The organism is Peptostreptococcus porci, assembly GCF_009695815.1.
In the GTDB taxonomy this organism is placed as follows: Bacteria; Bacillota; Clostridia; order Peptostreptococcales; family Peptostreptococcaceae; genus Peptostreptococcus; species Peptostreptococcus porci.
This window is the reverse complement of record NZ_VUNE01000001.1, coordinates 505,681-528,849: the sequence shown is the minus strand read 5'-3', so window position 1 is coordinate 528,849 and position 23,169 is coordinate 505,681. Positions and strand designations below refer to the sequence as shown.

The window sequence follows — 23,169 nt, the reverse complement described above, 5'->3', positions numbered from 1 at the left end:
TACAAAAAGACTGGTCACGATTAGTTAACCAATTAAATTTGATTAATAATCTATGACCAGTCACATTTTTTGTTTTATTTAAAGGAAGCTATTATTCCCTTTGCAATTTGAACTCCCATCTTTTTCAATGCAGCCTGACTATTTAGCATGCTTACATCTCTTGAGCTAGACATAAATCCACCCTCAACTAGAACTGCAGGAGCAACAGTATTTGCTATTACATACAAGTGAGTTCCATCCTTGACCCCTCTATTTCTAAGATTAAATCCACTCAATATGCTATTCAAAATATTTTTGGCAACAGCATTTGCACTTTCTCCATCACCCTTAAATACCTCTACTCCATTACCACTCAATTCACCAGTGGCTTCATTAACGACACTTCCACCCTTATTATAATGTATACTACAGAATAGAACGGCACCGGAATTATTACTTATATCCGCTCGGTCTTGCAATGTCGGATATATGTCTGTTTTTCTTGTCATTACAACATTAGCTCCGGCTCTTGTCAAATAATCTGCACAAGCCAATGCTGTTGTCAAAGTCCAGTTTTTTTCATATGTGTTATATAAGCCACTTGCTCCTGAATCTTTTCCGCCATGCCCTGGATCAATAACTATTGTTTTTCCTTTGATGCTTCCACTGATAACATCATCAACTTGTGGTTTTGGCACATTTGGCGTAGTTTTATCAGTAGAACTATTTGAACCAGAATTCGCATCACTCTGTGAAGATGAGTTTGAACCAGGATTTTTTATCGTATTTGAAACACTTGGGCTTATACTACCGCCTATTTGATACACAGTTGCTACACTTACTTTACTCAAGAAGCTCTTTGTAACTGCAGGAACATAAGACTTATTCGTTATTAAAATCGGAGCATTGTATAATGCTGCAAAAGGACCTGCACAAACAGTGTCAATCAAGCCTTGATTGTCTGATTTAGTAACTACAAGAACAGGAATATTCTTGTCTTTATAGAACCTATTTATAACATTAACATTAGTATCATGTCTGTCAGAGCCGTAAATTCTATTGATTGAACCCGCATTATCAACTACTGTATTAATTTTATTAAGAAGAGTGTTTGAAATAGAGTTTACACCACCAATATAAAATACAGTTGATATATTATCTCTTAAATATGCAAAAGTATTTGTACTGACAGTATTTTTATCGACTACTATAACAGGATTCTTTGTGCTACCAGCCTTTGATGATATTGTCAATGCATCAGCCACTCCATTTGTTTCGCTGACTACATATGCAGTATCAACGCTTTTTATAGATGAAATCCTCTTCGCAACTGCTAATGAAACATCCTTTGAATTCGAACCAAAAATTCTCTCAATATTCGCTCCTGTTATCGACTTCACTCTATCAGAAACTGCTTTGGAAATCAAATTTCTATCTCCAATGATTATTACGTTACTTGGTTTAAGTCTAGCCAGCTCAGTTGCTACAGAAGAGTCAAGCGAACTAGCTCCTGTAATCAATATCGGTGCATTTAGCGATGTTGCAAGAGGTGTTGCAACAATCCCCATCATTGTACTTTTGCTATTTACTATTACAACAGTATCAGCAGCAGACCAACCATTTTGACTAACCTTTACAGCCGTTTTTATTCTATCTGCACCATACAATGAAGTCAGTTGAGCAGATGCTTTTGTGTAATTTACATTTAATCTATCAGTCGAACTATAGCTGTCACTTGAATCAGATATGTCACTATCTGATAATTTTCCAACGCCTAATTCAACTTTCATATTTTCGATTCCAATATCGTTTGTTTCACTTGAATTTTCATATGATGAAGTCTGAAGATTGGCATCACTAGTATCAGCATATGCACTTGAAAACGACATCAATACCAAAATAAAACTAAATATTACCCCTACGATTTTATTCCTAAAAGATCTCATACGATTCCCCCTTTTCATTATTATTCAACTATCCTCTTAAGAACTTAGTATATTATAACACAAGTGTAACATTTTTGTAACCTTTTTTTATTAATATTAATTTGTATTATTTTTTTTCTCATTTACGATGACCTTGCCATCTGAGTCTCTATTGATTTTGTCTTTTGGCAAAAAATCGGTATAAAATCCACTAACATATAAATTTCTCAGCGAGTTTACAACACTTTCATCATTGTAAGTAAACATATATAATCCAATTCCTCTGTCTACCAGCTTATCTGTTAGATCCTTAGAAAATTTAAACTTATTTACTGCAACTATTTTTATTCCATGTTCATATGAAAAATCGACAATCTTATTGACCTCAAGCTCTTCTATTCTATATGTAGTAAAAATAATCGACTTAAAATCGTAAATATTCATCAATGGCCTATACATCTGCTCATAATAAATCTGAGGAATTATCCTCTTTAAAACAGATTGATCTTCTTTTTTAGCAATTTCTACTATTTTTTTATAGCATTTTTCAACATCTTTTATATCATTATTTTTCAAGTCGATAACAATATATACATCCTTATGTTTTTTCATAAATGCAACTACATCTGAAAATTTCATAGGGGTATATTTTCCCAAAATTTTTCTCTCTAAGAACTCCTTTTCCGTTGGTGGCTTTACTGACCAAGATACCGGTAATCCTAACTGTTCCAACCCTTCTTTTTCAAATGAATGAATGAGAACGAGCTTATCATCAGAGGACAAGGAAATGTCCGTTTCCAAAACTCGAAGTCCTCTTTCATAGCTTTTTTCCATTGCCTCTTTGGAATTAGTATATGTATTACCATCGATACCACCCATAGCATGAGCGATGTATCTATTTTCCTTAACCCAGCTATAGTTGAATTTTTTCGGATAGTTATCCATGTATACGGTTCCATCACTAGATTGAACTACATTTACATCCAAAACTTTGTAGATAAAATCCAATGGAACGTATACAGTGTTTTCCATAAACACGACGACACCGTCCATTTTTAATATGTTATCATTTCCCAAAAATCTTACTTCATTTGAACCTCTCTGAAGTAGGTATGTTGATTTTCTGTATTTAAGCTCAATACCTCCATTAGGAGTAAATTTATAAGTCGCATCTGTGTTGAAATTTTTGCATAACTCCAAAAGTGGCATATATACGATACCATCCTTTATTTTGTATGGTTTACCCATATTTGCAACCTTATTATTTGTAATCAATTTTTCTCTGATATTTGTATTTTCAAATTCCGAAATCATTTTTCTTTGGCTAGAATAAGAGTAGAATAACTTAAAAAAGCCGATTATCAGCATTAAAGAAACAAAAAGTATAAGTGTCTGCTTCACAATTTCTTTGATCTGATCTTCATCAAATTTTCTTTCCATGTCTACCCCCTATAAATTTACCTTTACATCGTATCTATCCAGCAAATTAAAAAGCAATACCCATATCACTGTAATTAAAACCGAATAGACTGTAGATGAGAATTCAGTGCCAAATATCGGCAAAATAAAATCAGTAGTGAACCAGTTATTAAATGGTAACCACGTTCCAGTAAATATAGATTTTATTTTAATCATCGACAATAATTTGTGAACAATCTGGACTGTAAAAATAACGAGAATCGCATTCTTACCAATGTTTCCCAAATAATTTGCACCAAACCTAAGTTTGACAATATCACACACAACATATGCCACAACCAACAACATCGAAAAATAAAAGCAAGCAATCATAACGAAGCTGATACTAAATACATTTCTATTTACTGGAATCCAATATTTTGTCACAAAAAATAACATCAAATATATCAATGAGAACAGTAACAAATGAATTACTTTTTTTGCCTCATTGTTGAACCTATAATAATTGCTTAATAACGATTTTATCGATCTGTAGTTAATCCAGCTTTTGATATCCACAAGGAGATTTTCCTTGCTAAATCCATCATTTCTTATTTTCATCGGTCTTCTGTATCCAACATATTTTTTTTCAATATGTTTTTTATTGAGAATACATCCAAAAGAAATCCCAAAAAATCCCAATGAAATCGAACTAAAAATTGCCATTATACCTTCTGGATCAGCTAATGATATGCTCTTATATCCACCTATTAATGATATATCAGTTCTTACAAATATATTTGTGGCAGCTTCTCGTCCCCCATTGATAAAAATGACAGAAAACATCATTGCTATCAATAAACCGATGATAGCAAACACATATGTTATAACGTTATTTTTGATTCTAAGTTTTAAAAACATCATGTATGCCAAGATGCTTATTATGTAATTAATCGCTAATAGTTGAAATGGACCTGTAACTCTAACGTATTTATCAGACTCAAGAAATAAAACGCTAAATATCAATCCCAGCAACAATAACAATAATACTCTGATTAATGATTTTTTTATTATCGATGAGAGCTTGCTTCCATTTTCATGATATTTTTTTATATAAAATGGTATTGATGCACCCATAATAAGAATGAAAAAAGGCAACACAACACCTGCCAAAGTTACCCCATTCCATTCTGATATGATAAAACTCTTACTTACAGAATTCTCCAATCCTTGAGATATTATCATTATAACCAAAATTGTTAAAATACCTCTCAAAACATCTATTGATCTCACTCTCATATAGTGAAATTTTCTATCTATATTTTTCTTTTCTATCACAGAACTTCTCATTACTTCATACAGTCGTCGAAGCTGGTATCTAACTTTGTCATTAAAAGTAATCTTATCTTCCATTTGCACCACCCCTAAAAATATACTTTCATTATATCATAATTAGTGTCATAAATAAATCCAGCAAATACAACGATATGTAATGCTGGATTTATAAATTATACTCATATTTTCTATTCCATTCCTTCAAATGAAAAAACAAATTTTAGAGTTTCAAGCCTTATCTTTTTATTCAATGCTTTAAACATCTCATATGCTTCAATCGTATATTCTTTTACAGGGTCTTTTTGACCAACAGCGACCAAGCCTACACTCTGTCTCATCTGATCCATAAGATCTATATGATCCACCCAATATGTATCTACAACTCTCAACAGTATCTCTTTTTGTTCATGTGAGAAAAACTCTTCTCCCACCATCATTAACTTCAAGTTATACACATTGTTTACAATATCCATTGTAAATTGACCTATCTCTTCTGGAGTCATCTCACTCATACCCGGTATTAATATAGTTTCCGGTGGCATAAATGCCGAGTAAAGTGCCTTCATATACTTAAAGTAATTTCTTGGCTTTGTGTTAATATATTTATCGACATATTCATCAACAGTCTGCTTGGCCATATCCATTACTGTATTCTTTAGATCAATCCCCTTTAATACATTGTCTCTTTCAGCATATATAACCTTTCTCTGCTTATCAATCACATTATCATACTTTAGTACATCTTTTCTCTGTTCAAAATTTCTTCCTTCTATTCCCTTCTGCGCATTTGTTATAGCCTTTGTAAGCGACTTGCTCGAAATCGCTCCATGAGAATCAGGTTTCAATTTTTTACCCAATTTCTTTATTGAAGCACCACCATATAATTTTATTATTTCATCCTCTATACTTACGAAAAATCTTGAAGTTCCTGGATCTCCCTGTCTTCCAGATCTCCCTCTCAGCTGGTTATCAATTCTTCTCGACTCATGTCTTTCAGTACCTAAAACGTAAAGTCCACCCAATGAAATTACCTCCTCTTCCATCTTCGGATCTCCATTTCCAAGCTTTATATCAGTACCTCTACCTGCCATATTCGTCGCTATTGTAATATTTCCAAGAAGCCCCGCCTTTTCGACAATTTCAGCCTCTCTTTTATCATTTTTTGCATTTAATATCTCGTGTTTAAGATTTTTCTTATTCAAAAGTTCTGATAGGTATTCTGACTTTTCAACAGTAGCAGTCCCGACAAGTATCGGCTGTCCAGTCGAATGTATCTGCTTAATCTCTTCAACAACTGCATCAAATTTCTCCTTTTCAGTCATATATACCTTATCATCCAAATCTTTTCTAATTACAGGTTTATTTGTAGGTATCTGAACAACGTTCATATGATAAGTCTGTTCAAACTCATTTTCTTCAGTTTTTGCAGTACCAGTCATCCCTGAAATTTTCCCATACATCCTAAAGAAATTCTGATATGTAACTGTTGCCATTGTCTTATTGTCTAGCTGGATTTCTACCTTTTCCTTTGCTTCCAACGCTTGATGAAGTCCGTCTGAGAACCTACGTCCATCCATTATTCTTCCAGTATATTCATCTACAATGAATACCTCACCATCTTTCACAACATAATCATCATCTATACTCATCAATTTATGTGCTGTAAGTGCTTGATTTATATGATGATATATTGCCATATTATTCAAATTTGTAATTGTTCTGATTTTAAAGAAGTTCTCAGCCTTTCTAAAGCCTGATTCTGTCAAAGATACTGTATGTTCCTTTTTATCTAATTCAAAATCTTCTTCCCCTATAGTTCTAATGAAATCATCAGCCCTATAGTATAGTTCACTTATCGGATCCCCTTCACCAGAAATGATCAGCGGAGTTCTCGCTTCGTCGATTAATATCGAGTCAACTTCGTCTATAATACAAAACGAAAGCTTTCTTTGTACTTTTTCAGAGAACTTTTTAACCATATTGTCTCTAAGATAGTCAAATCCAAACTCGGAATTTGTACCATAAGAAAGATCACAATTATATTGTTCTCTTCTAGTATTCGGATCCTGTCCTGTTATAATTACACCAACAGTCAGTCCTAATAGATCAAACACTGGTCTAACCGTATCAGCATCTCTTTCAGCCAAATAATCATTTACAGTTATTACATGGACCCCCTCTTCTTTAAGGGCGTTCAAATAACATGGTGCCACAGACACCAAAGTCTTACCCTCACCAGTTTTCATCTCGGCTATTTTCCCTTGATGAAGAACTATTCCACCTATCATCTGAACTCTATACTGTCTCATACCAAGAGTTCTTCTTGTTGCCTCTCTTGCAACTGCAAAAGCCTCCTCAAGAAGATCATCGAGAGTTTCTCCATGCTTCAATCTTTCCTTAAATTCAATAGTTTTGTTTGAAAGCTCTTCATCTGTCAGCGCCTTCATTCCTTCTTCCAATGCATCTATTCTATCTACAATTTTATTTAGTTTACCTACTTCGCTATCGTCTTGCTTGCTAAGCAACGCATCTAATAATGACATTCTCACTACCTCTTTTCTCTGCAAATCTACACAATCTATATAATTATATCACAAAAATTATTCTATGTAATTGACAAAATGCAATAAAAGTAGATATTTAGAAAAATTTTATACTTTCTTTGTTTTAAATTTCGAAAAATAATAACATATGTTCTGTATATGATATTTTTTGTGCAAAAAATTACCATAGATTTTATCCATGGCAATTTAAGGGTTCTGGTCGGTCTCTTTTCATTTATAATGTTTATTTTAAGTGTACATAAATTAAACATCAAGTATACGATTATTAACGTCTAGCAATATATCTATATCTTATGATAAAAGATATAGATAGTATTACCTCTACAAGAAATTATATATGTTTCATCAAATAAACTACTATCTTTAACATAATTATTAACTTCCATCATACCAAACGCAGTATCTTTATTATTAAAATCCTTTTCGACTAATTTCAATAATTTTTTTTCACTACAATGTTCTTCTAAGATATGAATCGCTTCATCTTGGTCTATTTCCTTATATTTCAGTTTTTTATCTTTTATTTTCTCACTGATTTCATTGTTACTATATATATCATGAAACTTTTTTGTTATTGATTCATTTGTTTTTATTATGGTATATTTATAACCATCCGGCGGAAAATTCAGACTATTATAAACCTCCTCAGATTTATTAAAATCAACATCTAACTTTATAGATTTTAATATTTCCTTAGTTTCGTTTTCAGAAATATTTTTACTTACAAATACATCTTCTGAACTTTTTAATCCAGGAACAATATTTTTTAAAAAATAAATCCCCAGTATAGACAAAATAATTAATAAAAAAAACAATGCATTTTTTTTCTTTCTCATAATTATTCCTCCTAGAAAATATAATTTATATAAATAATTATTTATGCTTAAATATATATTTTTTTTGATTATATCAAATTCAATAAAAATAAGCAATATTTATATTATACATCGCTTAATAAATTTTTCAGTATTTACAATCATTGCGAGACAAAAAAGATAGAATGCCTGTATAATTGAAGTAACACTAAATCAAAAACAAGTTGGTATTATTTTTTTCTCTTTTAAAAAATTTACATCATTCACAAATATACAATTGGAATTAAATCATCGATATAGTTATTTTATCGTAAAAATCATTAGACTTTTTGTTAAACTTATTGTATAATATAGGTACTTAAAAAATTACATTTCTTTTAAGTATTTCTCACAGAAAAAGAGAGGTTGAATGGGTCAACCTCTCTTTTTGTTTCTAAAGAAACTCCAACTCATCTCTTAATAACAAATATAGTAATTATTAATATGTTTACCAATTCAAATTTATGATAAAATAAAGATATAAAGGTATTTCAAATAGTAATGCTTTTTCAAATATTAAAGGCATTATTTCATTATTTATATGTTAGTGATTATATAATAATCAGGGAGGTATCACAATGTTAATCGATTTTTCAGTTGAAAACTCTTTATCGTTAAAGGATGAAGTCACGTTTTCTATGATCTCTACAAATGTGAAAAACTCTAAAAAAGTGAAATTACATAAGCACTTTGATGATCTTTACATTTTACCGACAGCAGTAATTTATGGCTTTAATGCATCAGGAAAGAGCAATCTCATAAGGTCTATTGAAAATCTAAAGAATCAAATAGTTTATTCAAAAATCACAGATCTTTCTTTATTAGATGTGGATATATTCAAATTCAATCCATACAGACTTGATGATCATTACACTAACAAGCCGACAAAATATCAAATACGAATAGCTATAGGAAAATTCATCTATGATTATCAAGTGGTTCTTGACCATAATTCAATTATACTTGAAAAGCTTCTTTTAATTGATGAAAATTACGATTTCGTCGAGCTAATAAATAGAGATCTCGATTCAATGGAATTTGATTACGACATTGATAAAGAAATCATAATTAAAATGATGGGAAGCGACAAGGATAAAAAGCTATCAGTTGGATCTTTATCAATTTTCGATGAAAGGGTCAATATTTTTACTAGCTGGATTGAAAATGACTTAATTATTCTGAGCAACTCGAATTCAAAGGAAAATTTGAAAAAAACTATAGAATATCTATTAGAAAAAGATGAACTTTTTTATAACAAGATTTCAAGAATGTTGAGCGATATCAGCTATACAAATATAAGTAGGATCGTGGCAGAAAAAATTGACTCCACTTTGCAGAGAAATGATATTAATGAATCTATAAAGCGTCGACTTTACGATGAGTTGATAGAAAATAATTTTATCAATAAAAAGTCAAATGTAGAATCAAATTCAAAATATACTATCAATACTTATAAAATAGGTTTTGATACCGATGGAAACGAAAAGGATGTAGTTTTTAACCTATATGAAGAATCCGAGGGCACAATAAAGATATACTCACTATACGCATTTATTTTTGATGCTCTCAATAAAGGCAAAACACTTATTGTCGATGAAATGACATCTTTTATTCACCCTCTGATTTCAAAATATATTATAGAGCTATTCCAAAATCCTATTGAGAATATAAATGGACAACTTATCACCACAACTCATACTACGGATCTATTGGAAATAGACTCATTAAGAAAAGATGAAATCTATATAACTGATAAAAATTTCAATGAAACGAGATTGTACTCCCTTGCCGACATCATTGACGTTAGCCAAAACGAAAACTTTAGAAGTGCATATCTTTCAGGAAAATATGGTGGAATAAATTCTTTAAGGAGAGATGATCATGGCGAATAAGTATAAAAGCTCATTTAATAGACCAAAACCAAAAATAACTCCTAGAAAAACTGGCTTGGATTTAATTGATGACAACCTAAATCAGCCCATGCAAATGTTTCATTCAAACACGAAATACATCAGGCAACTAATAAATTCTGATACTGAGGATATCAATATATACAGATATTGTATAGTGCTGATCTGTGCAACTATGGATAAGTATATGCATGACATTGAAAAAGCCGTTATTCTGCAAATATTCAGAGGAAAAGCGCAACCAGGAAAGAACTTTGATAGCTTCTTAATACCGATAACTGTTTTGAATAGTTTTGACAAAAACAATTTTAACATGATTGAGAAAGAAAAAATACTTAGTGATGCTATTTATGAAGTTACATCAAATTACACAATACAAAAATCTACGTCCATAGACAGGAATATGAACTATATCTTGGATTTTAATATATGGAAGGCAATTCAGCCGAGAATGACCATGCGATTTAAACAGCTGAACAGTATCACTCAAACAAAAAAATATATAGATGAATTAGTAGATAGAAGAAATTCAATAGTTCATGAGCTTGATTTTAGACCAAATAGTAACAACAAAAATGATTTATCCAAGGATTTTGTGTCAAATGCTTTGGAAATAATTCAGTATTTTATCGAGTCTGTCAATTATCAAATTGTGCATTCGATAATAAGCTCGCCAGAAGATATTAGCTTCACATCTAGCAGTGAAAGCTTTGATGATATATCAAATACATAGCAAGCGACAAAAAATAAATGTAGAACAATAAATATTTTAGAACGAAAAACTCGCAACATCAGTCTTAATCATTAAGATTACAAAATGTGCGAGTTTTTCATATTTCCATTACTCTATATAATATTCAAGATTGTCTATTTTAAGACTCTATTTTAGCCATGTACCTTGCTCATCCTGTTTTATTAACCCTTTTTTCATCATCACGCCAAGAGTTCTCTTAAAGTTTTTCTTACTTGTGTTAAACACTACTCTCAACTCCTCTGGATCTGCCTTGTCATTAAACCTCATAAATCCATCGTTGCCCTCCATGTAGGACAATATTTCCTTTTCCAAACCTTGCATTTCCTCAGCTCTCTCTTTTCTAGCAGAAAGACCCAACCTTCCATCTTCGTAGATTTTTATGACTCTCAGATCAGTTAGATAATCTCCTTCTCTAAGAGAAGTATATACCTCCTCTTTTAGAATTATTCCATAAAAATTAGGTTCTATGCATACAAGAGCTGTCCCATTTGTCTGAAAGCCAAACACATAGCCGCTACACGTATCCCCTATTTTCAACAATCCATTCGCAGTTTCTAAATGAATATCTATATTTGTAGTAGCTGCCAATCTTCCTGTTTTATCCAAATATATGTAAAAAGGATAATAGCTGTCTACAAATAGCGGATATTTTTTTTCTCTAAAAGGTACAAGTATATCCCTGTCGAGACCAATATCTACAAAGCTACCTATTTCAGAGTTATCACAAACTCTCAATATTGCTATTTCACCAATGGTTGCCTTTGGTTTTTCCTGCGTGGCCACCAATCTCTTCTGAGAATCTCTATAAACAAAAACTTCAACCTCTTCTCCAAGCTTAATTTCTTGTGGGTTTGTTATCTTGCTCTTTGGAAGCAGTATATCATCTTTTGAATTTTTAGTTTTCCCATCTAGAAAATAACCATATTCTTTTTCTCTTTGCACCCTTAATTTATTGTATTTGCCAATTTCTATCAATTTTATACCTCAATTTTATTTACTTTCGTATCAACCGCAGCCCTTTTAACTGCTTCAGCCACTGCATCTGCAACTCCTGTCTCAAATGCATTTGGCAATATATATTCTCTACTCAATTTTTCATCTGGTATGAAATCTGCTATGGCTTTTGCCGCAGCAACCTTCATCGCCTCATTTATTTCACTCGCTCTACATTCCAGTGCCCCTTTAAAAACCCCTGGAAATGCAAGCACGTTGTTTACTTGATTTGGAAAATCACTTCTACCCGTTCCCAATACAAAAACTCCTGACTCTTTTGCCTCTCCAGGCATTATTTCCGGAATTGGATTTGCCATCGCAAAAACAATTGGGTCTTTTGCCATCGTTTTTATCATTTCTGATGTAAGCATCTTCGGTCTAGAAACACCGATAAACACATCCTTTCCCTTTACAGCATCAGCCAACGTTCCGCTTTCCTTATTCTTATTGGTGTATTTAAGCATCTCTTTTTGCGCCCAATTTATATCTCTACTGTTTTCTTCTAAAATACCATATTTGTCACACAACACAATATTTTTTACATTCATATCTAGCAACATTTTGCAAATTGCAATACCTGCTGCACCAGCACCATTTATCACTATTTCAAGCTCTTCAATTTTCTTATCACCCAACAATCTTATCGAATTTAGAATCCCAGCCGTAACAATAATTGCTGTACCGTGCTGATCATCGTGAAAAACAGGAATATCAAGCTCTTTTTTCAATCTTCGTTCAATCTCGAAGCATCTTGGAGCAGATATATCCTCCAAATTTATCCCACCAAAAACTGGCTCAATCAATTTAACAGCGTTGACGATTTCATCTACATCTTGAGTTTTCAAGCAGATAGGAAATGAATCCACACCTGCAAATTCCTTGAACAATATCGCCTTCCCCTCCATAACAGGTATAGAAGCCTCAGCACCGATATTCCCAAGTCCCAGAACAGCCGAACCATCACTCACTACAGCCACAAGATTTCCTTTAGAAGTATATTTGTACACATCTTCAACATTTTTATTGATTTCTATGCAAGGCTGGGCAACTCCCGGTGTATATGCTATTGAAAGATCATCCTTGCTTTCGACCTTCACCTTACTGACGACCTCGATTTTGCCCTTTTTATTCATATGCATCTTCAATGCTTCTTCTGAATAGTTTATATTATTTTCTGACATATCTAAGTTCCTTTCATTACTTTGAAAAATACGAAATAATTTTTTATTAACCTCTAGCGCTCATATAAATTGTTGCCTTCAGTATCAATACATACAGTCAAAATCATGTTTTCAACCTCTATTCTTCTTATAGCCTCAGTCCCCAAATCTTCATATGCTACAATTTCACTGCTCTTAATTGAGTTCGAAATGTATGCACCTGCGCCACCAATTGCAACTAGGTAAACCGCCCCATGCCTATTCATACCAGAAATAACTTCACCACTTCTCTTTCCTTTTCCAATCATTATTCTCAGACCTTTTTCCAAAAGTGGTATCGTCAAATCATCCATCCTATAGCTTGTGGTAGGACCTGCAGCACCAATAATCTCCCCTGGCTTTGTCGGAGATGGGCCAACGTAATATATTCCCTGAGCCTCAACATCAAACGGAAGCTCTTCATTAAGCCTGATTGATTCACACAATCTTTTATGAGCTGCGTCTCTTGCCGTATACAAAACTCCACTAATGCTTACAATATCTCCAGCTTTTAAATCTCTAATTCTTTCCTCTGAAAATGGCGACTTTAACTCAATCATTTCTTTTCTCCTCGTGTAAAACATTTATAGTATTATACTCCATTTTTCTACAACACAATTTTTTTGTGCCTTGATGAATGACAATTAATATTTACAACTACTGGCAAACCAGCAATATGAGTCGGAAAGGTCTCAATATTGACCGCCAGAGCAGTGGTATTTCCGCCTAATCCCTGTGGTCCTATCCCCAGTGAATTTATTTTTTCAAGCATTTCAATTTCCAAATTCTTAATATAATTTTCCGAATTGTGCTTTCCTATTTCTCTAAAAAGTGCTTTTTTGGCAATAACCGAGCATTTATCTACTGTTCCACCAATTCCAACACCTACAACAATCGGCGGACATGGATTTGGTCCTGCCTCACTTACCGTATCAAGAATAAATTGCTTTATTCCTTCAATGCCATCCGATGGCTTTAGCATTTTTAGCTTGCTCATATTTTCGCTTCCAAATCCTTTTGCTGCAAACTCAATTTCCAAGCAATCTCCATCAACTATATCATAATGAATTATCGCAGGAGTATTATCTCCAGTATTGATTCTATCTATAGGTGATACCACAGATTTCCTTAAATACCCTTCAGTATATCCCCTTCTAACGCCTTCATTTATAGCCGAAGAAATGTTCTTACCTTTTATATGTAAATCCTGCCCAACCTTTACGAAAAAAACTGCCATGCCAGTATCTTGGCAAAGAGGAATCTTTTTATCTTTAGCAATTTCAGCATTTTCAATCAGTATGTCTAAAATATTTATTGCCACGTCATTTTCTTCTCTTGATTTATTATACTCAATAGACTTTAAAACACTGTCATCAAGATTTATACAAGCATCTATACACATATCTCTAACAGCTTCCTCAATAAGTCTAGAATCTATCTCTCTCAAAACTACACCTTCTTTTATCATTATTAATTATTAAAATACTCTACCTTACTACAATATCAGACAAACTTGCCCCTGTTGCCATGATTAAATCCTCGACGCTCAATTCAACTTGATATCCGATCTTGCCAGCACTGACGATAATTTTATCGATATTTCTTGCACTCTCATCAATAAATGTTTTATACTGTTTTTTCATGCCAATAGGTGAGCATCCACCTCTAATATACCCAGTAACTTTGTTGATATCCTTGACATGAATCATCTCGATGTTTTTTTCACCACAAGACCTCGATGCCTTTTTCAAATCCAGATTTTCAGCAACTGGAATAACAAACACATAGAAACTTTTGCTATGACCTTGTACCACCAAAGTTTTGAAAACAACACTGCAATCCTTTCCGATATGATTTGCCACAGATATACCATCGACATGACCATCTATCACTGGATATGAATACTGATTATATTTTACTTTGATGCTATCCAATATTCTCATAACATTTGTCTTCGCTATTTTTTTAGACATTTACTTATTCCTCTCTTGATTTTGCAAAATAACTGATTTCACACCATAATACCTAGAAATCGCATAATTTATCCAATCGTCTTTATCGTATTTTGCATCCTCTAACCCATACGCTGCAACATATTTGTTTTCAGTGGTAACTGGTGGAATTTCGATATTTTCAACCTTGCCAAAAGTTTTACTATCTATTATTATCATTTCCCTTGCAGAATATTTCCCAAAATATTCTTTATTTGCAATCATTGCGCTTGGCACCGTATCGTAGAACATATATCCCAAAAACAACAACAGACACAATATAACACCGCTACCTGCTCTCACATTCACTCTTCCGATAACTGATAAGCTCATAACTATTGATATTAGCAATAAATATACTGTGCTAATTCCCGCTCTCAACGGAAATGTAGGTGACAACAACATAGAATAGTATGATACCAAAGCTCCAACAATAAATGCTTCCGATTCAAAATTTTTATACAGATAGAAAACTCTAGATATTATTGCAGCAACTATTGCTATTAATAGTAAAACAAAAAAATACTCAACGAACTTCTCATTCATCCCCACCATTCTATCTGATATTTTTTCAAAAAGAGTTCCACCCTTTTCAAAATAACTCGCTCTTATAAAATTCCCTGGAGCGGTTAACATAACGACAAAACCTGTTATCATGCTGATTAACATCATTACAATAAAAAGTATTCCATCGGTTTTATGTTTTTTCATGACGAGCAAATAGTAAAATATCAATACTAAAATTGCTGGAACAGAATTTTCATTGGTCCATCCCGAAAAGAAAGATAGAAGAATAAAAATCAGTGTCATTATAACATTATTCAACGGAACCTTGAGAATAGCAGTTCTTCTTACTACGAGCAAAATTGTCAAAATTATTACATTCGTCCAAAGATAATTGGCAGATCCGATCACCCATAAAAAATTTTGTCCGAAAACAGGTGTAAAATACCATAATGACAGGAAAATAAACAAAATATACAAGGTTTTGTATCCATTTCTCCCATATTTATTCTTTTGAATCAGTCTTTTGTAATTTTTTTGCTCAATATTAATACCGAAATAATCATGTAGTTTCGAATAATTATACATAATGTAAATAAACAAACAAAAAACTAGCGAGTTTAATACATTAATCAAGTATTTATCCATCATTAAAACTACTCCTGCAATGGTATGAGCCACTGTTCTTCCGTTCGTATTATTGTATCTATATTGCTGATTAGCAAAAACCTCCATTATAGAATGCACTCTATACGAATCTTGCGTAAACATATTGTTAAAATCATCAGCCACATATGGAGTATAAGAATTAAGCGTAAGCATAAAAAAGAATATCACTAAAAACACAAATATCATAGAAAAATTAATTTTTTCAAATGCAAAACTATTTTTTTTATACTCTCTTCTCATCTCATCTTTCCTTTTTAATATTTTAAAAGAGGGCTGACACAGCCCTCATTTGTATGTAAACTAAATTTATTCTTCTATTGAAGATTCACCTTTTTCCTTTAGAACATCACCTATATTACCGATAGTGTCATCTCCAACAGACATATACTGTGATAAATCTTCTTCTGGTTCTCTAGTTAATTCTCTGATTGAAAGCATCATTCTCTTTGTTTCTGGATTAAACTTGATTATTGCTGCCTTTATTCTGTCTCCGATATTAACTACATCTTCAACTTTATTTATTCTAGCTTCACTCAATTCACCAATTGGTAAATAAGCTTCTATTCCTGGTTTAACTTCAACGAAAGCACCCTTATCTATAATTCTTAAAACCTCAGCTTCAACTACTGAGTATAATTGCACTTCATCAGCTATCAATTTCCATGGATCCTTGTCTGGATCTTTTAATGCCAAAGCAATTCTCTTTGTTTCTGGATCAATGCTCTGAATGAACACATCTACCTGATCATCAACACTTAATACAGATTCAACAGACTCTATTCTATCCCAAGAAATATTGTTTATATGAGCAAGACCTTCAATTCCTCCAAGATCAATAAATGCACCATAAGGCATAATATTTGTAACCTTACCACTTCTCTTTTCACCAACAACAAGTGATTCAAACAATGCTTCTCTTTCTGCCTTTGCTTGTTCTCTTTCGGCTTTAATTCTAGCTCTTTCAGCTTCTCTTTCAGCTTTTATCTGCTCTCTCTTTTCTTTTCTTTCTTTATCAAGAATTTCCTGAGCAACTTCTCTATGAGATACAATTATTCTATTCTTTCTTGGATTTACTTCTTTTACATAACAGTCTAAATCTTGACCAACATATACACTTGTATCCTTTACAAATTTAGTGTCGATCTGAGAAATAGGCATAAACATTGTGTATGATTTATACTTAACATACAATCCTCTATCTAATGCCTTGAATGCATGAACATTTATTATTGTTCTGTTTTCCATTGCATCGATTAATTCTTTTAAATCTGCCTGTTGTTCTAATTTTAATTTAGAAATTTTGATAGTCGCATCCTTGTAACTAATATTAGTTATGATTCCAGTCACTTCGTCATCTATTTTATATACATCAGAAATAACTTGACCTTTCTCCAAATTAAGTTCACTTGCTGGTATTACACCATCAAAACCAACTTCAAGCTTTAAAACAAGCTCATCCTTGCTTATTTGCTCAATCTTTCCAGTGATTTCTTCACCAACATTAATTTTACTTAACTCTTTCTCCTGCATGTCAAGTAATTCTTGCATAGTAAAATTGTTTTCCATTATAATAACATCCTTTCGTCGCATAATATCCATATATACTATTATAACACATAGTTCTGCAATATACATAAAAATTCTAACATTTTTAAATAAATTTTTAATTATAGTATATAAAAGATTCTGAATTATAATTAAAAAAGGAAATTTTCAACAAAAGTTAATTTTATTTATGCAGAATTCATTCTATCCTTCGTAAAGATTTGTTGACTGGAACTCTGGTTCACAGGTAACATCTATCCCAAGCTTCCTAAACACCTGTTCATCATTTTTTGAAAGTATCACTGTAGAATGTGCCTGACATCCCTTTAATCCCTCTAATCTTCTCAATGCATATTGAGCTAAAGGATTTGTTACAGCACTTATACTCAATGCCATCAATACCTCTTCAGCATTCAAGGCGATATTTCTACTATTTAGTATATTTCGTTTTAAATTTATAATCGGCTCTAAAACAACTGGAGATATCAGGTGAATATCATCCTGAATTTCTGCCAACTCCTTGATTGCATTAAGTATTGCCGCAGCAGATCCATTCATTAATTCAGAAAATTTCCCAGTAATGACCTTCCCATTTTCCAATTCTAACGCCACTGCATTTCTTTCACAAAGAACACAATTTGGATCCTTGTCTTCACCATATTTTCTGGCAATGGTTACGACTTTTCTATCTTCAGGTTTTAGCTCCAATTCTTCCATTATCAATTTTATTCTTGAAACAGCATCCTTATCCAAAGTACCTTTTTTATATTCACATAATGTTTTAAAATATCTTCTAATAATTTCTTGATATGAAGCGTCTCTAACAACATCGTCATCAATTATTCCAAAACCAACTCTGTTGACTCCCATATCTGTAGGAGACTGGAACATACTTTCTTTATTTGTAATCTTTTCAATTATTTTCTTTAAAACTGGAAATAGCTCAATATCTCTATTGTAATTTACAGTTGTCTCACCATATTTTTCCAAATGGAATGAGTCTATCATATTTACATCTTTCAAATCCACAGTAGCAGCTTCATAAGCGATATTAACTGGATGCTTTAGCGGCAAATTCCAAACTGGAAATGTTTCATATTTAGAATATCCAGCAGTTTTCCCCAATCTACTTTCATGATAAAGCTGGCTAAGACAAGTCCCCAGCTTTCCACTATTAGGCCCCGGAGCAGTTACTACGACAATCGGCTTCTTAGTTTCTATGTATGGATTTGCACCAAATCCCTCTTCACTTACTATTGTGTCTACATCAGTTGGATATCCCTTCGTCGATCTATGTCTATATACCTTTATTCCACGTCTTTCCAACTTATTGATAAAAATAGTAGCAGCAGGCTGATCCTCATATCTCGTTATAACCACAGAATTTACATCTAAATTGTAACCCCTTAGGTCATCAATCAATCTCATAACTTCCATATCATACGTTATTCCCAAATCTCCACGAACCTTATTTCGCTCAATATCACCCGCATATACACAAATTACTACTTCGACCTTCTCCTTAATATGACTCAAAACTTTTATCTTGGCATTTTCATCAAAACCTGGTAATACTCTTTTTGCGTGCAAATCTCCAATCAATTTGCCTCCGAATTCGATATACAGTTTATCAAAGTTATTTACCCTTTCAAGTATATACTTAGATTGTTCCTCAAGATATTTGTTGTGATCAAAACCAATTTTCATAATTCTATTCTCCTATATTAATATTTTTTTCAGTATTTTTTCAAAAAAACATTGACACAATATTAATAGTGTGATATCATTGAATTCCATCATAAAATCAATATATCATATTAACATGCAGTAGAATATCTACTGTGTGTTTTTTTGTAAAAATTACTAAGTATTTATTATAATATTTTTTAAGGAAAACTTCAATAGTTTTTTTATCGTTTTTTAATTCTAAATTTTAATTTATTTGTCATTTCAAATCTCATAGCATTAAATGGAACCAAATCTATATATAATACTATCTATAATGTTAATATTTTTGCGTTAAATATTTTCCTAATCTCTTCTAAGCCAGCATTTATCTCTTCTCTAGAAAAATCATTCTTTTTCAATTCTTCATCACTCATATCCATCAGCATTGTATAAAACTCGCCTGCTATAAACATTACATTAATATCTTTATTTTTTTCTATATACGAAAACAATGTGTCTTCAGCCTTATTTATATTCCCCTCTATAACGAGTCTTTTTAAATCAATCAACAAAAATTCTTCCATTGTGTTGTAAAGAATATCAAAATTTTTTAGCTCGCTATATTTTTTCCCTAGAAGCTCCTTAAATACTCTTTCTCTATTTTCATTTCTAATCCTATCCACTAATCCCATATTATACCTCCAAATTAAAACGTAATTTTTTAATTTTAAGTCCGTTGACGTTATTTGACAAAGAACCTTAAAAAGACACCAACCACATAGATTGTAATTCATACGAGGCCAGTGTCTTTAATTATTATTTAATCTCTTTTGAATCAGACAAAACTTCCTTTATTCCTTTAAAAGTTCCTAGGAAATTTACTGCTTCAGATGGCAAAACAAGCTTTGATGATTCACTTTCGCCAAGTTTTACCAGTGCTTCCATTGACTTAAGAGCCAAGATATTGTCATCTACATCTGATTCCTTCATAGCGGCAAATACCTTTCTCAAACCATCTGCACTTGCTTCCTGAGTCTGCCTAATAACGACAGCTTCCCCCTCTGCTCTGGCTTCAAATGTCTGTCTAATTGCTTCAGCTTCACCTTCTGCCTGTAGAATCTTAGACTGTTTTTCACCTTCCGCTTCTCTTATCATAGCTTCCTTTTTGGCCTCTGCCTTCAATATTGCCGATTGCTTTTCACCCTCTGCAATAAGAATCTTTGACTGCTTTTCACCTTCTGCCTGCAAGATAGCTTCACGTCTCTCTCTTTCGGCTCTCATCTGTTTTTCCATAGCAGCCTGTATATCTCTAGGTGGCATTATATTTTTTAATTCCACTCTGTTTACCTTTATTCCCCAAATATCAGTCGCTTCATCAAGTATCGTTCTCATACGAGTATTGATAAGATCTCTAGATGTCAAAGTTTCATCCAAATCAAGATCCCCGATGATGTTTCTCAAAGTAGTCGCAGTCAAGTTTTCAATCGCTGAGATTGGATTTGCAATTTCAAACACATAGCTCTTTGGATCAGTAACCTTATAATACACAACTGTATCTATCTGCATTGTTACGTTATCCTTTGTAATAACCGGCTGTGGTGGGAAATCTACTACCATTTCTCTCAAATCGATCATATAAGACATAGCATCAATAAATGGAACTAATATATGAATCCCTGTCTTGGCTTCCTTGTGAAATTTACCAAGTCTCATTACAATACCCATTCTGGCCTGCTTCACTATTCTGATGCATCTAATAGCCACTATAACTATGAGAACTATCAGAACTGTCGTAAAAATTTTTCCAAACATCTTTAAATACCCCCTTATTATTTTTTCACTTTTTCAACTACTAATTTTACACCTTCAATAGATTTGACAACAATCTCTTCACCCTTGTCTATAGTTTCATACGGATCGGCTGCTACAGCAGTCCATTCCTCTCCCTTTACCTTCGCCAAACCACTTTCTTCAGGAGTTATCCTTCTAATAATAAATCCTTTCTTGTCGATAAAGGCCTCCGTATTTGTCTCTGTTGTAGACCAGAATTTATTGTTCTTATCTCTGTTCAATTTGATTAACTTTCGTGTAAAAACAAAAAGCATTACAACTGAAACCAAAGCAAAAACTAAAATCTGAATGAATACATTGTCCGTCAAAAATGCAGCTCCCATGGCGAAAATCGCTCCGACTGAAAACCATATCATAGTCAGACCAAGTGTCATAGCCTCTGCAATACCAAAGACGATGGCAATTATTAGCCATATAATTTTCATACTGATTCCAAACAATGTCAAAACCTCCTCACATAATTTAGGCTTACTTGTTTCTTAATTCTTATTATACAATATTTTCATAATATTTGGTATAATTTTTATCAGCTTTGTTGCATTAACAGTGTTATTTTTCTCAAAAACTACATCTCCACAAAGCCCATGCAAGTACACACCAATGCAGGCAGCAGTGAAATTATCGTAACCCTGCCCACATAATGATAAAATTATTCCAGTCAGTGCATCGCCCATTCCGCCGTTAGCCATTCCACGATTTCCCGTTGTATTAACCATCACTCTATCACCATCTGTAACAATGGTATTTTTCCCCTTTAATACCAAGACAACGTCATGCTCTTTTGCAAAATTCTTTGAAATCGCCATCCTGTCTGATTCAATCTCTTCCACGCTCAAATTTACCATTTGAGAAAATTCTCCTATATGTGGAGTAAATATCGTGTTGCTCTTTTTATGTAGCCAATTGAAATCTATCATTTTTAGACCATCCGCATCTATAACTTTGGGTTTATCATATTTGTCAATTAAAAAATCCAATAGCTTTTGTTTATGCTCTGTAATACCTACACCTGGTCCAAATGCGATTGCATCAGATTTTTCTAGCAAAGAGCTTACTTTTTCCCATTCATTTATATTACAAGTCATCTCTTCATCTAGCTTTTCTGACATAATGGCTTGAATGTTTTCGTCACATATTAGTGTTGTTAGCCCTGTTCCCGTTCTTGAACAAGCTCTAGTTGAAATAAATCCGGCACCTGTAAATCCTGTACTACCAGCAAATACACATACTTTTCCCATATCCCCTTTGTGAACATAACTCTCTATGCTTTTTAAATTATCGTGTATATATTCTCGATCTATAAATTCTGCATATTCTCCCTTATCAAACACTGCATTTTCGGGAACTCCTATTTTTTCAACAAATATCTCCCCTGTATATTTTTCTGCTCCATATCTCAAAAATCCTTTTTTAAAAAACTCAAAAGTTACTGTGAAGTCTGAAACTATTGAAGTCCCCATTATACTTCCATTTGTAGAATTTAGTCCAGATGGGCAATCAATCGATACCAATCTCAGTTTGCTGGAATACATGTCTCTGGCTTCGTTAATGCTTGATATTGCTGTTCTAAGATATCCGTCTATTTCTCTATTTAATCCAACACCGAATACACAATCTATCAACAGATCCTTATCCTTTGATAGCTCTATTATTTTATCATTGAGTTCAAAAATATTTTCTTCAGTCAAAAATTCAAGGTAAATATCCATATTAGATATTATTTCAAGATTAGTTCTTGTAGCTGGTGACATTTTTTTGATATCGCCGAACACGATAACATCAACATCTACTCCCATATTCTTAAAATGCCTTGCCATCGCAAACCCATCTCCACCATTATTCCCAGCTCCACAAAAGAACAATAACCTATCAAAACTTAGTTTTCCATCTTCTGACAACTGCTTAATTCTATCTACAGCCGATTTTGCTGCATTTTCCATAAGTATTATCTCTGGAATACCAATATTTTCAATACAGTACCTGTCAATATTTTTCGTAATTTCTCCATCACATATTAAAGTCATTACATC

Annotated in this window: 19 protein-coding genes; 2 read left to right on the top strand and 17 right to left on the bottom strand. The window is 32.7% G+C overall.

The features are described 5' to 3' along the window. Window positions 1-74: 74 nt before the first annotated feature. From FYJ71_RS02340 to FYJ71_RS02320, 5 genes are all read right to left on the bottom strand, one after another. Complete coding sequence (locus FYJ71_RS02340) at window positions 75-1,925, bottom strand: N-acetylmuramoyl-L-alanine amidase (RefSeq protein ID WP_195836882.1); 1,851 nt, start codon at window positions 1,923-1,925, stop codon at window positions 75-77. A 96-nt stretch (window positions 1,926-2,021) separates the two neighbouring features. Further along, window positions 2,022-3,344 (bottom strand): glycerophosphodiester phosphodiesterase family protein, encoded by a 1,323-nt coding sequence (locus FYJ71_RS02335; protein WP_154537190.1) that lies wholly within the window; start codon window positions 3,342-3,344, stop codon window positions 2,022-2,024. 9 nt (window positions 3,345-3,353) lie between these two features. Further along, window positions 3,354-4,715: a hypothetical protein gene (locus FYJ71_RS02330; protein WP_154537189.1), complete on the bottom strand. Its 1,362-nt coding sequence runs from the start codon at window positions 4,713-4,715 to the stop codon at window positions 3,354-3,356. A gap of 110 nt (window positions 4,716-4,825) precedes the next feature. Beyond that, window positions 4,826-7,180: a preprotein translocase subunit SecA gene (secA, locus tag FYJ71_RS02325; RefSeq protein ID WP_154537188.1), complete on the bottom strand. Its 2,355-nt coding sequence runs from the start codon at window positions 7,178-7,180 to the stop codon at window positions 4,826-4,828. Window positions 7,181-7,485: 305 nt separating this feature from the next. Further along, window positions 7,486-8,037, bottom strand: a complete 552-nt coding sequence (locus FYJ71_RS02320) for a hypothetical protein (RefSeq protein WP_154537187.1) — start codon at window positions 8,035-8,037, stop codon at window positions 7,486-7,488. A gap of 596 nt (window positions 8,038-8,633) precedes the next feature. Here FYJ71_RS02320 and FYJ71_RS02315 point away from each other — a divergent pair. Both FYJ71_RS02315 and FYJ71_RS02310 read left to right on the top strand, forming a co-directional pair. Further along, the gene (locus FYJ71_RS02315) at window positions 8,634-9,947 is read left to right on the top strand and encodes an AAA family ATPase (protein WP_154537186.1); all 1,314 of its coding nucleotides are present in this window, start codon (window positions 8,634-8,636) and stop codon (window positions 9,945-9,947) included. Beyond that, window positions 9,937-10,698 (top strand): HEPN domain-containing protein, encoded by a 762-nt coding sequence (locus tag FYJ71_RS02310; protein WP_154537185.1) that lies wholly within the window; start codon window positions 9,937-9,939, stop codon window positions 10,696-10,698. The genes FYJ71_RS02315 and FYJ71_RS02310 overlap by 11 nt, the downstream gene beginning before the upstream one ends. Window positions 10,699-10,845: 147 nt before the next feature. Here FYJ71_RS02310 and FYJ71_RS02305 read toward each other — a convergent pair whose 3' ends face one another. From FYJ71_RS02305 to FYJ71_RS02250, 12 genes are all read right to left on the bottom strand, one after another. Further along, window positions 10,846-11,694, bottom strand: a complete 849-nt coding sequence (locus FYJ71_RS02305; RefSeq protein WP_154537184.1) for a CvfB family protein — start codon at window positions 11,692-11,694, stop codon at window positions 10,846-10,848. Between the two features lie 2 nt (window positions 11,695-11,696). Continuing rightward, window positions 11,697-12,893, bottom strand: a complete 1,197-nt coding sequence (locus FYJ71_RS02300) for an NAD(P)-dependent malic enzyme (protein ID WP_154537183.1) — start codon at window positions 12,891-12,893, stop codon at window positions 11,697-11,699. Window positions 12,894-12,946: 53 nt separating this feature from the next. Next, complete coding sequence (locus FYJ71_RS02295) at window positions 12,947-13,471, bottom strand: Fe-S-containing hydro-lyase (RefSeq protein ID WP_154537182.1); 525 nt, start codon at window positions 13,469-13,471, stop codon at window positions 12,947-12,949. A 47-nt stretch (window positions 13,472-13,518) separates the two neighbouring features. After that, window positions 13,519-14,358 (bottom strand): fumarate hydratase, encoded by an 840-nt coding sequence (locus tag FYJ71_RS02290; protein ID WP_154537536.1) that lies wholly within the window; start codon window positions 14,356-14,358, stop codon window positions 13,519-13,521. A 40-nt stretch (window positions 14,359-14,398) separates the two neighbouring features. After that, the gene (ybaK, locus tag FYJ71_RS02285; RefSeq protein ID WP_154537181.1) at window positions 14,399-14,884 is read right to left on the bottom strand and encodes a Cys-tRNA(Pro) deacylase; all 486 of its coding nucleotides are present in this window, start codon (window positions 14,882-14,884) and stop codon (window positions 14,399-14,401) included. Next, a complete protein-coding gene (locus tag FYJ71_RS02280; protein ID WP_154537180.1) occupies window positions 14,885-16,315 on the bottom strand; it encodes a DUF3329 domain-containing protein in 1,431 nt (476 codons plus the stop codon). A gap of 66 nt (window positions 16,316-16,381) precedes the next feature. Further along, window positions 16,382-17,641 carry a 30S ribosomal protein S1 gene (locus FYJ71_RS02275; RefSeq protein ID WP_154537179.1) on the bottom strand — a complete coding sequence of 420 codons (1,260 nt, stop codon included), beginning with the start codon at window positions 17,639-17,641 and terminating at the stop codon, window positions 16,382-16,384. A gap of 183 nt (window positions 17,642-17,824) precedes the next feature. Then, on the bottom strand, window positions 17,825-19,327 hold the full coding sequence (locus FYJ71_RS02270; protein ID WP_154537178.1) for a DUF1846 domain-containing protein: 1,503 nt from the start codon (window positions 19,325-19,327) through the stop codon (window positions 17,825-17,827). 290 nt (window positions 19,328-19,617) lie between these two features. After that, a complete protein-coding gene (locus FYJ71_RS02265) occupies window positions 19,618-19,980 on the bottom strand; it encodes a DUF6483 family protein (protein WP_154537177.1) in 363 nt (120 codons plus the stop codon). Between the two features lie 124 nt (window positions 19,981-20,104). After that, entirely contained in the window at window positions 20,105-21,100 is a 996-nt protein-coding gene (locus FYJ71_RS02260; RefSeq protein ID WP_154537176.1) for an SPFH domain-containing protein, read from the bottom strand. Between the two features lie 17 nt (window positions 21,101-21,117). Then, entirely contained in the window at window positions 21,118-21,564 is a 447-nt protein-coding gene (locus FYJ71_RS02255; RefSeq protein ID WP_235899044.1) for an NfeD family protein, read from the bottom strand. A gap of 54 nt (window positions 21,565-21,618) precedes the next feature. After that, complete coding sequence (locus FYJ71_RS02250) at window positions 21,619-23,163, bottom strand: NAD(P)H-hydrate dehydratase (RefSeq protein WP_154537174.1); 1,545 nt, start codon at window positions 23,161-23,163, stop codon at window positions 21,619-21,621. Window positions 23,164-23,169 lie beyond the last annotated feature (6 nt).

What these genes read in the sequence shown, in the direction of transcription:
- FYJ71_RS02270 (WP_154537178.1), bottom strand. Translation starts at nt 19,327, where the DNA reads ATGAAAATTGGTTTTGATCACAACAAATATCTTGAGGAACAATCTAAG.
- FYJ71_RS02280 (WP_154537180.1), bottom strand. Translation starts at nt 16,315, where the DNA reads ATGAGAAGAGAGTATAAAAAAAATAGTTTTGCATTTGAAAAAATTAAT.
- FYJ71_RS02295 (WP_154537182.1), bottom strand. Translation starts at nt 13,471, where the DNA reads ATGATTGAGTTAAAGTCGCCATTTTCAGAGGAAAGAATTAGAGATTTA.
- FYJ71_RS02330 (WP_154537189.1), bottom strand. Translation starts at nt 4,715, where the DNA reads ATGGAAGATAAGATTACTTTTAATGACAAAGTTAGATACCAGCTTCGA.
- FYJ71_RS02255 (WP_235899044.1), bottom strand. Translation starts at nt 21,564, where the DNA reads ATGAAAATTATATGGCTAATAATTGCCATCGTCTTTGGTATTGCAGAG.
- FYJ71_RS02250 (WP_154537174.1), bottom strand. Translation starts at nt 23,163, where the DNA reads ATGACTTTAATATGTGATGGAGAAATTACGAAAAATATTGACAGGTAC.
- FYJ71_RS02310 (WP_154537185.1), top strand. Translation starts at nt 9,937, where the DNA reads ATGGCGAATAAGTATAAAAGCTCATTTAATAGACCAAAACCAAAAATA.
- ybaK (WP_154537181.1), bottom strand. Translation starts at nt 14,884, where the DNA reads ATGTCTAAAAAAATAGCGAAGACAAATGTTATGAGAATATTGGATAGC.
- secA (WP_154537188.1), bottom strand. Translation starts at nt 7,180, where the DNA reads ATGTCATTATTAGATGCGTTGCTTAGCAAGCAAGACGATAGCGAAGTA.
- FYJ71_RS02300 (WP_154537183.1), bottom strand. Translation starts at nt 12,893, where the DNA reads ATGTCAGAAAATAATATAAACTATTCAGAAGAAGCATTGAAGATGCAT.
- FYJ71_RS02260 (WP_154537176.1), bottom strand. Translation starts at nt 21,100, where the DNA reads ATGTTTGGAAAAATTTTTACGACAGTTCTGATAGTTCTCATAGTTATA.
- FYJ71_RS02275 (WP_154537179.1), bottom strand. Translation starts at nt 17,641, where the DNA reads ATGGAAAACAATTTTACTATGCAAGAATTACTTGACATGCAGGAGAAA.
- FYJ71_RS02315 (WP_154537186.1), top strand. Translation starts at nt 8,634, where the DNA reads ATGTTAATCGATTTTTCAGTTGAAAACTCTTTATCGTTAAAGGATGAA.
- FYJ71_RS02340 (WP_195836882.1), bottom strand. Translation starts at nt 1,925, where the DNA reads ATGAGATCTTTTAGGAATAAAATCGTAGGGGTAATATTTAGTTTTATT.
- FYJ71_RS02320 (WP_154537187.1), bottom strand. Translation starts at nt 8,037, where the DNA reads ATGAGAAAGAAAAAAAATGCATTGTTTTTTTTATTAATTATTTTGTCT.
- FYJ71_RS02335 (WP_154537190.1), bottom strand. Translation starts at nt 3,344, where the DNA reads ATGGAAAGAAAATTTGATGAAGATCAGATCAAAGAAATTGTGAAGCAG.
- FYJ71_RS02265 (WP_154537177.1), bottom strand. Translation starts at nt 19,980, where the DNA reads ATGGGATTAGTGGATAGGATTAGAAATGAAAATAGAGAAAGAGTATTT.